Source organism: Pseudomonas sp. LABIM340 (assembly GCF_040017195.2).
In the GTDB taxonomy this organism is placed as follows: Bacteria; Pseudomonadota; Gammaproteobacteria; order Pseudomonadales; family Pseudomonadaceae; genus Pseudomonas.
The window spans coordinates 3780037-3791650 of sequence record NZ_CM200227.1 but is presented as its reverse complement, the minus strand read 5'-3'; the positions used below and the strand labels follow the sequence as shown (position 1 = coordinate 3791650).

Below are 11614 nucleotides of genomic sequence, written 5' to 3'. Positions count from 1 at the left end.
GTGCCGAGCGTGGCGCGTACTGATGACGATCGGCGGGCGCTGGCTTTTCTGGAGTGTTGCTCGGGAGCAACTGGCAGCGGGTGGAAACCAGCGCCTATTCTCTTTCCTTCCTTCGCTCCCCGGTTCACTACCGGGTCCTGTCTTTCCCACCGTTGGAGGCACCATGAATCTGCACCTGTCAGACAAGCTCGCCCTGGTCAGCGGTTCGACCAAGGGCATCGGTTTCGCCACTGCCCAGGGCCTGGCCCGCGAAGGGGCGAGGGTGATCCTCAATGGCCGCAGCCAGGCCTCGGTGGACGATGCCCTGGCGCGCATCCGCGACGGGCAGGCCGATGCGAAGGTCGAGGGTTTCGCCGGTGACCTCTCTGACCCGCAGCAGATTGCCGCGCTGGTGAAGCGCTACCCGGCGCTGGATGTGCTGGTGAACAACCTGGGTATCTTCGATCCCAAGCCCTTCGAGGAAATTGCCGACGAGGAATGGCTGCGCTTCCTCGACGTCAACCTGCTGTCCGGTGTGCGCCTGTCCCGTGCCTACCTGCCGGGCATGAAGCAGAAGAACTGGGGGCGGGTGGTGTTCATCAGTAGCGAGAGCGGCATCCAGATTCCTCTGGAAATGATTCATTACGGCGTCACCAAGACCGCCCAGCTCGGCCTGTCCCGCGGTCTGGCCGAATACTGCGCGGGCACCGGGGTGACGGTGAACGCCGTGCTGCCGGGGCCGACCGCGTCCGAGGGCGTGGGTGATTTCGTCGACAAGCTCTCCGGCGGCCAGCCGTTCGAGCAATTCGAGGCGGAGTTCTTCCGCACCGCGCGGCCGGGCTCGCTGCTGCAGCGCTTCGCCCGTCCCGAGGAGATCGCCAACCTGGTGATCTATGTCTGCTCGGAGCTTTCCTCGGCCACCAACGGCGCGGCGCTGCGGGTGGATGGCGGGCTGGTGCGCACGGCGTTCTGAGTCAGTCGGCGCTGCGGCTTTCGAACTCCAGCCCCAGTGCCAGGTCGCCACAGCCAAGCTGGCCGAGCCACTGCTGCGCTTTCGGGCCGGCCAGATGCGCCTCCAGCTCGGCCTGGCTGGCCCAGCGGGTGAGCACCTGCCAGCGGTCGGCGGCCAATTCCTGCAACTCGCTGCCCTGGCAGCCGGGTTGCTGGCGGACCTGGCCGACCAATTGAGTGAGATGCTCGCCCAGCGCGGCAGCCTGGCCGGGGAATGCCTGGACGCGAACGATGGCAATGGCGGACGGGGACATGGCGAGGCTCCTTTGTGCTGGGTGGCCATTGGGCGCTGACGCTGGGGTCCGGTAAAGGCCGGAACCGGCTTTCAAAACCGATGCGGAAAGGTTACGGCCGCGCCGCTTCTGGCTGAACCGCCAATTCCGGGGAAAACCGCCGGGCCAATCCAGTGATGGGGGGCATCCACGGGACGCTGGTACGCCGGAGGCAGGGTTTGGCAGGGGACAAACCAGGAATGCTGTCAGCCGGATAGGCACGGAGCGGCCGGAACTGATCGTGGAAAGAGCCCGCTCCTGCGCTCCAGGGCGCGTATGAGGGATAACCAGGCTCAGGCCAACTGCTGCAACAGGTCGCGCACCTTGTCCAGCGCCGGGTCGATGTCCAGCGTGTCGATGGCGCCGAAACCCAGCAGCAGGCCGTCGCGCACCGGCGCCTGATGATGGAAGGGCGCCAGCCCGTAGAGGCCGACCTCGACCTTGCGCGCCAGTTCGCAGAGCAGTGCCACGTTGACCGGCTCGCGCAGCAGGGCGGTGAGGTGGAAGCCGGCCACCGACGGCACCGCTTCCAGCCAGGGCGACAGGTCGCCCGCCAGCCGCGCCAGGATGCGCTCGCGGCGCCCGGCGTAGATGCCGTGGCAGCGGCGGATGTGCTTGAGCAGGTAGCCCTCGCTGATGAACTTGGCCAACGCCCACTGCGGCAGCGTCGAGCTGTGCCAGTCGGAAATCTGCCGCGCCCGCACCAGCGCCGTGAACAGGCTGGGCGGCGGGATCAGGTAGCCCAGGCGCAGTTCCGGCAGCAGCACCTTGGAGAAGGTACCGATATAGGCGACCACGCCGTGACGGTCGAGGCTCTGCAGCGCGTCGGTGGGCCGGCCTTCGTAGCGGAATTCGCTGTCGTAGTCGTCCTCGATCACCAGTGCGCCCAGTTCCCGGGCGCGTGCGAGCAAGGTCTCGCGGCGTGCCGGGCTCATCGGCATGCCCAGCGGGAACTGGTGCGACGGCGTGGTGTAGATCATCCGCGTACCGTCGGGGATCAGGTCGACGCAGATGCCCTCGGCGTCCACCGGCACGCTGGCCACCTCGGCGCCGAGGGTCTGGAAGATCAGCCGCGCCGGGGTGTAGCCGGGGTCTTCCATGGCCACCTTGTCACCGGGGCGGAGCATGACGCGGGCGAGCAGGTCCAGCGCCTGCTGCGCGCCGTTGCAGACCATCACGTCGTCCAGCTGGCAGTTCACCCCACGGGCATAGGAAATGTGCCGGGCGATGCCGTCGCGCAACGGGGCGATGCCTTCGGGCGAGCTGTAGTGCCCGCGCAGGCCGGTCATCTGGCGCAAGGCATGGTTCACGCAGCGCCGCCATTCCTCCTGGGGGAACTGCAGCTGGGTGGTGGCGCCGCCGATGAAGTCGGCCTTCGCCGTGCCCGCGCCGGGGTGGCGCAGGCGCGTGTCGAGATTGGCCCAGCGTTCGATGTTGTCCTGGCTGGCGAAGCGCACGCCGTCCTGGCGCCGGTCGTGGCGCGGCAGATGGGTGTTGACGAAGGTGCCGCTGCCGATCTTGCCCACCAGCACGCCTTCGTAGGTGAGCTGGGCGTAGGTGTCGGAGATGGTCTTGCGCGAGATGCCCAACTGTTCGGCCAACAGCCGGCTGGGCGGCAGGCGGGTGCCGGCGGCGAGGCGGCCGGAGTCGATGGCTTCGCGCAGCTGGCGATAGAGTTGCCCGGCGAGATCCTTCTGGCCGTGGATGATCAGGTGCAGCTCCAAGGGCGAACTCCGCAGCTTCTGGGCAGTGGCGCAAGCGTAGCGCCGGCGCGGGGCGCGGTGAAGTTGCGCGGTCGAAATTCCGCGGATTGGTCACTTGTGGCTGGCACGCCTCGGCGCACAATGGCACGGTCAACTTCTGGAGTGCCGTCATGGAGCCACGCCTGGATTACTACACCGCCTCGCCGGAAGCGCTGAAGGCGGTGCTGGCGCTGGAAGCCGCGATCTTCGAGCTGTCGCTGGAGAAGCCGCTGCTGGAACTGGTGCGCCTGCGGGTATCGCAGGTGAACAACTGCGCGTTCTGCGCGGACATGCACGCCATGGAAGCGCGCCGCAACGGCGAGACCGAGCGGCGCCTGTTCGCCGTCAGCGTCTGGCGTGAGTCGCCGTTCTTCACCGAGCGCGAGCGCGCGGCACTGGCCTGGTGCGAGTCAGTGACGCTGCTGTCTGAATCCAAGGTGCCGCTGGAGGTCTTCCAGCTCGCCCGCGAGCAGTTCAGCGAGCGGGAGCTGGTGGACCTTACCGTGGCCATCGGCGCGATCAACGTGTGGAACCGCCTGGGCGTGTCCTTCCGCCAGCAGCCGCCTGCGTGAGTTGCACCTTGTAGGGCGCATAACGCGCCAGCGTTATCCGCCGCGCGGCAGCTGGCGGATAACCTGTTCCAGGTTATGCGCCCTGCGTGGGCTCCACCTCGGCGTGACGCAGGGGGAGACAGCACAGCGCCCCAACCAGCAACGCGCTGGCCGCAGCCCCCAGCGCCGGGATGAAGCTGCCGGTCAGCCCGCGCAGGGCGCTGGCGGCCAGTGGCCCGACGATCTGCCCGACGCCATACAGCGCCGTCATCGCCGCGAGCATGTTGAAGCGCACCTGCGAGGCCACCGCTCGGGCCGCTGGCATGGCGATGGTCACGGTGCCCATGAAGCTGCCGCCCACCAGCACCGCGCTGCCCAGGTAAAGGAAGGCGGAGTCGCCCAGCGCCGGCAGCATCACGCCCATTGCCTGCACCAGCAGGTTCAGCGCCAATGCGCGCCGGCCGCCCAGCTTCAGGTGCAGGCGATGCCAGAGGAAGCAGGATGGCGCAGCACCGAGGCCGAACGCGGCCCAGACCTGCAACGGGTCGATGGCGCCCAGGCCACTCTTCATCAGCAGCGGCAGGTAGGTGGCGGTGATGATGTAGCCGAAGCCGGCCAGCCCGTAGACCAGCAGGATGATCGGCGCGGACAGCTCCGGAGCCGGCCCCGCTCCGTTCACTGCCTGATGCGGCCTGGCCGGCGCTTCCCGGCCGAGCGCAGGCGCGGCCAGCAGCGACAGCACCAGCCCGGCCAGCGCCAGCACGCACCAGATCGCCGCGCTGCCCAGGCCGAAGGCGTTGCCAGCGGCGATCAGCTCCGCCGAGACCAGGATGCCGATCCCCACGCCAGCGAACATCATCGGTGCGCCATGGCTTTCGCCCATGCTCTGCAACAGCCACTGCGCGGCGCTGACCAGCGCCATGGCGCTGAGCACGCCGGCCAGCAGGCGCACGCCGATGGCGAACCAGGCCGGTGCCGGAACAGCCATGGCGGCGAGGGTAGCCAAGGTGCCGACCAGCGCGATCACGCAGATGCGCGCGGCATGCCGTTCGTGGCTGCGTGCCAGCAGCAGCGCGCCAAGCAGATAGCCGGCGTAGTTGGCCGAGGCAGCCAGGGAGCCGCCGGTGACGCTGAGCACTCCGTCGCGCACCATCAACGGGTAGAGTCCAGTGAAGGCGAAGCGGCCGAAGCCCATGCCGACGGCCAGGATCAGTGCCGCCGACAACGCGGCGGGCAGGCGACGAGCGCGGCTCATGGGCGTGCCTCCAGGGTTTCCCGCCAGCGCTGGAAGGCGCCGGTGGCGTAGCCATCGCGCCAGATCAGCAGGGTGTCCACTTCCATCAGCGGCACCACCTGCAGGTCCGGCACGTCCCGTTGCAGCTCCAGCACCGAGCGCGGCAGCACGCCGATGCAGGAGCCGGCGTTCACGCAGGCGAGGATGCCGTGGTAGGAGCCCACTTCCTGCACCGCCAGCGGAGCGCCTTTGAGCCAGCCTTCTGCCAGCTGGCGATAGGTACAGCCACGGGTGAAGCCGACCAGGGTACGAATCTGCACATCCTCCGGCCGGCGTACCGGCGGATGGTTATCCGGCAGCACCAGCAGCAGTTCCTCTCGGAATACTGGTTCTGCGCGCAGACCGCGCTCCAGCTTCGCTTCGAAGCCCGGCTCGGCGCGAAGGATGTCCGGGTGGGCGATCAGCGCGCAGTCCAGCTGGCGGTTCAGCACTTCGCCGAGCAGCTTCTGGCTGTGGCCGGTGGTCATGTGCAGTTCCACCTCGGGGTAGGCGCGGTGGAAGCGCGCCAGCGGTTCGGGCAGGCGGCTGGCGGCGGAGGCCTCCATGCTGCCCAGGCGCAGGCTGCCGGTGGCACTGTGCGGGTGCAGCGATTGCCGCGCCTCGCTGGCCAGGGCCAGCAATTGCTCGGCGTAGCGGAGGAATTCGCGGCCCTGGTCGGTCAGTGTCATGCGCTTGCCGTCGCGCAGGAACAGCGCTGCGCCGAGGTCTTCCTCGAGCTGGCGGATGCGCGTGGTGACGTTCGATTGCACGCGTTGCAGGCGGGCGGCGGCGCGGGTGACGCTCTGTTCCTCGGCCACGCAGCGGAAGATTTCCAGGCTGGAGAGATCCATGATTGATCTTCGTTAGAGAACAAGTTGCCGTTAATATTCTCTTTGTGAGATTGTTGGTCAAGTGCCAATCAGCCAGTCGGCCCTATTGCCGACCACGAGGACCCCGTCATGCCCATCACCGAACTGCTCGGCATCCAGCACCCCATCATCCAGGCGCCCATGGTCGGCGTATCCACCCCGGCGCTGGCCGCTGCGGTGTCCAATGCCGGCGGGCTGGGTTCCATCGGGCTGGGCGCGAGCAATGCCACGCAGGCCCGCGCCCTGCTGGAGCAGACCCGCGCGCTGACCGACAAGCCGCTCAACCTCAATCTGTTCTGCCACCGCCCGGCCGTGGCGGACCCGGCTCGCGAGGCCGCGTGGCTGGAACACCTGCGCCCGCTGTTCGCCGAGTTCGATGCGCGGCCGCCAGCGCAGATCACCGAGATCTACCGCAGCTTCCTGGCCGATCCGCAGATGCTGGAATTCCTCATCGAGGCGCGCCCGGCCGTGGTCAGTTTCCACTTTGGCCTGCCGCCGCAGGACTGGATCGACCGCCTGAAAGCCGCCGGCATCCGCCTGCTGGCCACCGCCACCTGTCTGGAGGAAGGTCGCGCCATCGAGGCGGCGGGCATCGACGCCATCGTTGCGCAAGGCTATGAGGCTGGCGGCCACCGGGGCGTGTTCGAGCCGGAGAAGGACGCGCGCATTGGCACCTTCGCACTGGTCCGTACGCTGGTGAAAGGCACCGGGCTGCCGGTGATCGCGGCGGGCGGGATCATGGACGGGCAGGGCATGCGTGCGGTGTTCGAACTGGGCGCGCAGGCGGTGCAGATGGGCACGGCGTTCATCTCCGCCGACGAGTCCTCGGCCAACGCCGCGTTCAAGGCGGCGCTGCGGGTCGAGCGCGGGGAGCGAACCGAAGTGACAGCGGCGATTTCCGGCCGCGCGGCGCGGGGCATGGTCAACCGGCTGTTCACCGATCTGGGCAGTGCTGATGCGCCAGCGCTGCCCGACTACCCGATCACCTATGACGCCGCCAAGGCGCTGACCGCCGCCGCGACCGCCAAGGGCAACACGGACTTTGCCGTGCAATGGGCCGGGCAGGGCGCGCCGCTATCGCGGGAAATGTCGGCGGCGAAGCTGGTCGCGACCTTGATGACCGAGTTCCACGCCGGTCGAGCGTAGGGCGCATAACCTGGAACAGGTTATCCGCCGAGCCACTCACAGCGGATTCACGGCGGATAATGCTGGCGCGTTATGCGCCCTACAAAAGCCCCCGACTCAACGTGCGCTGACGGCGGCGGCGGGCTTCTCCTGCGGTCGCCACAGTTCGGCCAGCAGCACGCCCGCCAGGGTCAGCGCGCCGCCCACCAGGTGGTAGCTGGTCAGCTGTTCGTCCAGCACCACGGCGGCGATGGCAGCGGTCAGCACCGGCAGCAGGTTGAAGAACAGCGACATGCGGCTCGGCCCCATGCGCTGCACGCCCTGCATCCACGCCAGCGCGCCGACGATGGAGGCCAGCAGGCCCGCATACAGCACCAGCGGCAGGTTGGCGGCGTTCAGGCCATGGTGCGGCGAGGCCAGGTACAGCGGCGCCAGCGCGACAATCGCCACCAGCACCTGCAGGTACAGCATCAGCAGCGGCGGCAGGGGCAGGTTCCACTTCTTCAGCAGCACGCCATACACGCCGTAGGCGAGGGTGGCGACGATCATCATGCCGTCACCCAGGTTCACGCCGTGGCTGATCAGTTGCTGCGGGTTGCCCTGGGTGATCACCAGCAGCACGCCGCCCAGCGAGACCAGCGCTCCCAGCACGGCAGCGACGCTCAGCTTGTGGCTCAGCAGCACCGACGCCAGCGCGAGGGACATCAGCGGCATCAGCGAGAGGATGATGCCCATGTTGGTCGCCGAGGTCAGCGCGGCGGCGTAGTAGGCCAGGCACTGGTAGACGGCCATGCCGAGCAGGCCGAGGGTGACGATCTTGCGCAGGTTGGCGCGGATCACCGGCCAGTGGGCGAGGGTGGCACGCAGCAGGAAGGGCGTCAGCAGCGCGCCGGCCAGCACCCAGCGGTAGAAGCCGATCTCCGCCGGGGCGATCTGCCCGACGGCGAGCTTGTTGACGACGGTATTGCCGGACCAGATGACCACGGCCAGCAGGGGGAACAGGTAATTCATGGAGGAACGCTTCCGGGGATAACGGAGCGTATTGTCTGCTCGTCCGAAACCAGACGTATAATGAAAACCGGACAATCCACCCCGGCATTCGGACATGACCCGCGTACTGCCGCTCCCGCTTCCCGACATCGACCAGCTGCCCGCCGATCTGTACTTCCGCTACGACGAGTTCGACGCTGGAACCCATTCCCCCAGCCATCGTCACGCCTGGGGTCAGCTCAACTACGCGTCCCACGGGGTGATGGAGTTGGAAGTGGACGGCCAGCGCTTCCTCTCGCCGCCGCAGTACGCCGTGTGGGTACCGCCGGGGCTCGAACACAGCTGCTACAACCGCCAGGCCATCATCTACCGCTCGCTCTACGTGTCCGCCGAACTGGCGCGCAAGCTGCCGCAGAGCCCCTGCACCCTGGCCATCAGCGACATCCTCAAGGCGATCCTCTCCGACTTCGCCGCACGCCAGGTGAACATCCCGCAGAGCGCCGCCGACCAGCGCCTGGCCGAAGTGGTGATCGACCAGTTGCAGGCCGCGCAGCCCCACGACGACTACCTGCCGTACGCCAGTGGCGGCGCGCTCGGCGAAGTGCTGGCCGCGCTGCAGGCCGAGCCCGGCGACAACCGCACCCTCGCGCAATGGGCCGAGCGCGTGCACAGCACCGAGCGCACCCTGGCGCGGGCCTGTCAGCGGGAGTTGGGGATGTCGTTCGGCGAATGGCGCCAGCGCCTGCGGTTTCTCGCCGCCATCGAGGCGCTGGCATCGGGGGAAGGGGTACAGCAGATCGCCTTCAACCTGGGCTACAGCAGCCCTTCGGCGTTCATCGCGATGTTCCGGCGGCTGTCGGGCACCACGCCGGAGCAGTATCGCTCGACCTTCCGCGCCCTGGCGGAAGGCTGAGGCTTACAGCTTGCCGTCCTCCAGGCCCTTCAGGGTCTTGCGGCAATGGATCAGCGCATCGCGCACCATGAAGTTCACCAGGGTCGGGGAGACGCCCAGTTCTTCGGCGATTTCCTTCTGCGTGCGGCCGTGCAGGCGATACATCTCGAAGGCGTAGCGCGTGCGCTCGGGCAGCGTCTGCAGGGCGCTGGAGATGGCCTCCAGGGTCTGCCGGTCCTCGTGCTCGATCTCCGGTGACGCGGACGGCGTCGCGATGTGCATGCCTTCTTCCTCGCTACCCGAGTAGCGCTTCTCCAGCGCCTGGCGGCGATAGAGGTCGATGGCCAGGTTGCGCACCACGCGCATCAGATAGCCGCTCTGCGACTGGATGCCGGGAGTGAGGTCGCTCGCATTGAGCTTGATGTACGCATCATGGACCACGTCTTCGGCATGGCTGCGGCAGCCGAGGATGCGTGCGGCCGCATTGATGAAGGTCTGCCGGTGGGTAGCGAACAGCTCGTGGAGAGCGGGGCGCGACTCGGCGGGCATTGGCTTGGACATGCAAGGGTTTCCTATGCGGCGGCGGAGGCGGGGACGTCCACATGGGTTGAGGCGGCCAATCTAGATCAAATGATAATTATTATCAATTTATTCGAGAGACTCCGACTATCGCTCTGCGACAGGGTTCCCACACAAGTGTGAAGATTTTTCATTCGCATCCATTCGTCAGATCTCTCGGCACTCGGGTGAAGGGCAAGCCAGGAAATTTCGCCGGCGCATATCTTATGAGAATTAATCGCATCCGAGAACACTAACTATTTCATTGTCTCCCTCGTCTTCTTGGCAGAGCTGGAAAACATCGGTAATGGCCGGTGGCCGGCATCCCATACAGCGGAAGGAGAAGGGCGATGGCGTTCGATCGCGAAGATGCGGTTTACAAGGTGCTGGTCAACGGTGAAGAGCAGTACTCGCTGTGGCCGCAGTACAAGGAAGTCCCGGCCGGCTGGCGCGAAGCCGGCAAGCAGGGGAGCAAGGCCGAGTGCCTGGCCTTCGTCGAAGCCAACTGGACCGACATGCGCCCGCTCAGCCTGCGACAGAAGATGGACGGTCAGGCGGCGGGGCACTGATCCATGCTGCGTCTGTTCTGCCTGCCGTATTCCGGCGCCAGCGCCATGGTCTATGCGCGCTGGAAGCGCCAGCTGCCGGGCTGGATCGAAGTCTGCCCGGTGGAGCTGCCCGGCCGTGGCCGGCGCTTCGCCGAAGACCTGCAGACCGACCTGCGCGCCCTGGCCAGCCAGCTGGCCGATGAAATCGCTGCGCGCCTGGACCAGCCCTACGCCATCTTCGGCCACAGTCTCGGTGGCCTGCTGGCCTTCGAACTGGCCCACGCCTTGCGTGAGCGCGGCCTGCCGGTGCCGCAGGCGCTGTTCGCCTCGGCGGCCTCTGCGCCGGCGCGCCGCGACAGCCATCGCGAGCTGGCGCAGGAGCAGAGCGATGCCCAGTTGATCGAGCGCATGCGCCGCCTGGGCGGAACGCCCGAAGCGGTGTTCGCCGACGAGGAAATGCTGCGCCTGACCCTGCCGGTGATGCGCGCCGACTTCCTCCTGTGCGGCCTCTACGACTACCGCCGCCGAGCGCCGCTGGCCTGCCCGATCCACGTGTTCGGCGGCAAGGCTGACCGGCTCTCGGTGGAGTCCCTGTCCGCGTGGCAGGACGAGACCAGCGCCGGCTTCTCCCTGGAGATGCTCGATGGCGGCCACTTCTTCCTCAATGCCGGCGAGGCGCGCCTGCTCGAGCTGCTGCTCGGCCACCTGCGCCAGCCCGGACAGTCGACCAGCGCGGCGCTGGCCTGATCGATTCAAGCGGAGACTCCCGATGCCCAGCTCCACTCTGTTCGACATTGCTCCCCTGGCCGAAGCACGCGGCGGCCTGCCGCTGCTGGTGCAGGCTCGCGGCGAAGGCATCGACCTGCTCGACGCCCTGGCCGAGCTGCGCCCTCTGGTGGATGAACGCCTGCCGGTCTGCGCCGGCATCCTCTTCCGTGGTTTCCAGGTCGGCGCGGCAGAGCGCTTCCGTGAGTTCGCCGCCGGCTTCGGCCATTCGCTGCTCAACTACGAGTTCGGCTCCACCCCGCGCAGCAACGTCACCAGCGGTGTGTACACCTCTACCGAATACCCGCCGCACCAGCACATCCCGCTGCACAACGAGCAGGCCTACACCCGCGAGTGGCCGATGAAGATCTGGTTTTACTGCGTGCAGGCCGCGCAGAGCGGCGGCGAGACACCGATCGCTGACAGCCGCGAGATCTACCGCCGGGTCGACGAAGGCATCCGTCGCCGCTTCAGCGAACGCGGGCTGATGTACACCCGCAACTTCGGCAACGGCCTGGACGTGGCCTGGGAGCAGGTGTTCAACAGCGATGATCCGGCGGTGGTCGAGGCCTACTGCAAGGCCCACCAGATTGGCTGGGAGTGGAAGGAAGACGGCGAGCTGCGTACCCGCCAGGTCTGCCAGGCGGTGGCGCAGCACCCCGTCACCCGCGACTGGGTCTGGTTCAACCAGGCGCACCTGTTCCACGTCTCGAATCTGCCGCCGGAAGTGCGCGAAAGCCTGCTGGAAATCGTCGACGAGGAAGACCTGCCGCGCAACGTCTACTACGGCGACGGCAGCCCTATCGAGCCCTCTGTACTCGACGAAATCCGCGGCGTGCTGGAGGAGGCCAAGGTGAGCTTCCCCTGGTACAGCGGTGACGTCCTGATGCTCGACAACATGCTCGCCGCCCACGCGCGCTCGCCGTTCAGCGGCCCGCGCAAGGTAGTTGTGGCGATGGCGGAAGGGCATGGCGCTGACGCGCAAGCCTGAAGGTTGCACGGATAGCTCCCTCTCCCAGAGGGAGAGGGGACTGATCGG

The 11614-nt window shown here is 67.4% G+C and carries 13 protein-coding genes; 7 read left to right on the top strand and 6 right to left on the bottom strand.

Going from position 1 to position 11614, the window contains the following annotated elements; translation table 11 throughout:
* Positions 1–163: 163 nt before the first annotated feature.
* Entirely contained in the window at positions 164–952 is a 789-nt protein-coding gene (locus tag ABKS89_RS17355; RefSeq protein ID WP_348586280.1) for an SDR family NAD(P)-dependent oxidoreductase, read from the top strand.
* Position 953: 1 nt separating this feature from the next.
* Here ABKS89_RS17355 and ABKS89_RS17350 read toward each other — a convergent pair whose 3' ends face one another.
* Both ABKS89_RS17350 and pdxR read right to left on the bottom strand, forming a co-directional pair.
* Positions 954–1244, bottom strand: a complete 291-nt coding sequence (locus tag ABKS89_RS17350) for a putative quinol monooxygenase (RefSeq protein WP_138214354.1) — start codon at positions 1242–1244, stop codon at positions 954–956.
* A 311-nt stretch (positions 1245–1555) separates the two neighbouring features.
* Positions 1556–2986 (bottom strand): MocR-like pyridoxine biosynthesis transcription factor PdxR, encoded by a 1431-nt coding sequence (pdxR, locus tag ABKS89_RS17345; protein ID WP_348586278.1) that lies wholly within the window; start codon positions 2984–2986, stop codon positions 1556–1558.
* Between the two features lie 149 nt (positions 2987–3135).
* Between pdxR and ABKS89_RS17340 the strand changes: the two genes are divergently transcribed.
* Positions 3136–3576 (top strand): carboxymuconolactone decarboxylase family protein, encoded by a 441-nt coding sequence (locus ABKS89_RS17340; protein WP_081516986.1) that lies wholly within the window; start codon positions 3136–3138, stop codon positions 3574–3576.
* A 73-nt stretch (positions 3577–3649) separates the two neighbouring features.
* Here the strand turns inward: ABKS89_RS17340 and ABKS89_RS17335 are convergent, their stop codons facing one another.
* Positions 3650–4810, bottom strand: a complete 1161-nt coding sequence (locus tag ABKS89_RS17335; RefSeq protein WP_348586276.1) for a YbfB/YjiJ family MFS transporter — start codon at positions 4808–4810, stop codon at positions 3650–3652.
* The gene (locus ABKS89_RS17330) at positions 4807–5679 is read right to left on the bottom strand and encodes a LysR family transcriptional regulator (protein ID WP_138214351.1); all 873 of its coding nucleotides are present in this window, start codon (positions 5677–5679) and stop codon (positions 4807–4809) included. Before ABKS89_RS17330 ends, ABKS89_RS17335 begins: the two co-directional genes overlap by 4 nt.
* 108 nt (positions 5680–5787) lie before the next feature.
* On the opposite strand from ABKS89_RS17330, the gene ABKS89_RS17325 reads away from it, so the two are divergent.
* Positions 5788–6843, top strand: coding sequence for an NAD(P)H-dependent flavin oxidoreductase (locus tag ABKS89_RS17325; RefSeq protein ID WP_348586275.1), 1056 nt, complete (start codon positions 5788–5790; stop codon positions 6841–6843).
* Between the two features lie 96 nt (positions 6844–6939).
* Here ABKS89_RS17325 and ABKS89_RS17320 read toward each other — a convergent pair whose 3' ends face one another.
* On the bottom strand, positions 6940–7833 hold the full coding sequence (locus tag ABKS89_RS17320) for a DMT family transporter (protein WP_348586273.1): 894 nt from the start codon (positions 7831–7833) through the stop codon (positions 6940–6942).
* 94 nt (positions 7834–7927) lie between these two features.
* On the opposite strand from ABKS89_RS17320, the gene ABKS89_RS17315 reads away from it, so the two are divergent.
* A complete protein-coding gene (locus ABKS89_RS17315) occupies positions 7928–8725 on the top strand; it encodes an AraC family transcriptional regulator (RefSeq protein ID WP_348586272.1) in 798 nt (265 codons plus the stop codon).
* 3 nt (positions 8726–8728) lie between these two features.
* Here ABKS89_RS17315 and ABKS89_RS17310 read toward each other — a convergent pair whose 3' ends face one another.
* A complete protein-coding gene (locus ABKS89_RS17310) occupies positions 8729–9265 on the bottom strand; it encodes an RNA polymerase factor sigma-70 (protein ID WP_138214347.1) in 537 nt (178 codons plus the stop codon).
* Between the two features lie 347 nt (positions 9266–9612).
* Between ABKS89_RS17310 and ABKS89_RS17305 the strand changes: the two genes are divergently transcribed.
* The 3 genes from ABKS89_RS17305 to ABKS89_RS17295 are packed head-to-tail and all read left to right on the top strand — an operon-like array spanning position 9613 to position 11566.
* Positions 9613–9831 (top strand): MbtH family protein, encoded by a 219-nt coding sequence (locus tag ABKS89_RS17305; RefSeq protein ID WP_138214346.1) that lies wholly within the window; start codon positions 9613–9615, stop codon positions 9829–9831.
* 3 nt (positions 9832–9834) lie between these two features.
* Positions 9835–10557 carry a thioesterase II family protein gene (locus ABKS89_RS17300; protein ID WP_138214345.1) on the top strand — a complete coding sequence of 241 codons (723 nt, stop codon included), beginning with the start codon at positions 9835–9837 and terminating at the stop codon, positions 10555–10557.
* Between the two features lie 22 nt (positions 10558–10579).
* Positions 10580–11566: a TauD/TfdA family dioxygenase gene (locus ABKS89_RS17295; RefSeq protein ID WP_348586271.1), complete on the top strand. Its 987-nt coding sequence runs from the start codon at positions 10580–10582 to the stop codon at positions 11564–11566.
* Positions 11567–11614 lie beyond the last annotated feature (48 nt).

What these genes read in the sequence shown, in the direction of transcription:
- ABKS89_RS17350 (WP_138214354.1), bottom strand. Translation starts at nt 1,244, where the DNA reads ATGTCCCCGTCCGCCATTGCCATCGTTCGCGTCCAGGCATTCCCCGGC.
- ABKS89_RS17325 (WP_348586275.1), top strand. Translation starts at nt 5,788, where the DNA reads ATGCCCATCACCGAACTGCTCGGCATCCAGCACCCCATCATCCAGGCG.
- ABKS89_RS17330 (WP_138214351.1), bottom strand. Translation starts at nt 5,679, where the DNA reads ATGGATCTCTCCAGCCTGGAAATCTTCCGCTGCGTGGCCGAGGAACAG.
- ABKS89_RS17295 (WP_348586271.1), top strand. Translation starts at nt 10,580, where the DNA reads ATGCCCAGCTCCACTCTGTTCGACATTGCTCCCCTGGCCGAAGCACGC.
- ABKS89_RS17340 (WP_081516986.1), top strand. Translation starts at nt 3,136, where the DNA reads ATGGAGCCACGCCTGGATTACTACACCGCCTCGCCGGAAGCGCTGAAG.
- ABKS89_RS17300 (WP_138214345.1), top strand. Translation starts at nt 9,835, where the DNA reads ATGCTGCGTCTGTTCTGCCTGCCGTATTCCGGCGCCAGCGCCATGGTC.
- ABKS89_RS17355 (WP_348586280.1), top strand. Translation starts at nt 164, where the DNA reads ATGAATCTGCACCTGTCAGACAAGCTCGCCCTGGTCAGCGGTTCGACC.
- ABKS89_RS17315 (WP_348586272.1), top strand. Translation starts at nt 7,928, where the DNA reads ATGACCCGCGTACTGCCGCTCCCGCTTCCCGACATCGACCAGCTGCCC.
- ABKS89_RS17320 (WP_348586273.1), bottom strand. Translation starts at nt 7,833, where the DNA reads ATGAATTACCTGTTCCCCCTGCTGGCCGTGGTCATCTGGTCCGGCAAT.
- ABKS89_RS17310 (WP_138214347.1), bottom strand. Translation starts at nt 9,265, where the DNA reads ATGTCCAAGCCAATGCCCGCCGAGTCGCGCCCCGCTCTCCACGAGCTG.
- ABKS89_RS17305 (WP_138214346.1), top strand. Translation starts at nt 9,613, where the DNA reads ATGGCGTTCGATCGCGAAGATGCGGTTTACAAGGTGCTGGTCAACGGT.
- ABKS89_RS17335 (WP_348586276.1), bottom strand. Translation starts at nt 4,810, where the DNA reads ATGAGCCGCGCTCGTCGCCTGCCCGCCGCGTTGTCGGCGGCACTGATC.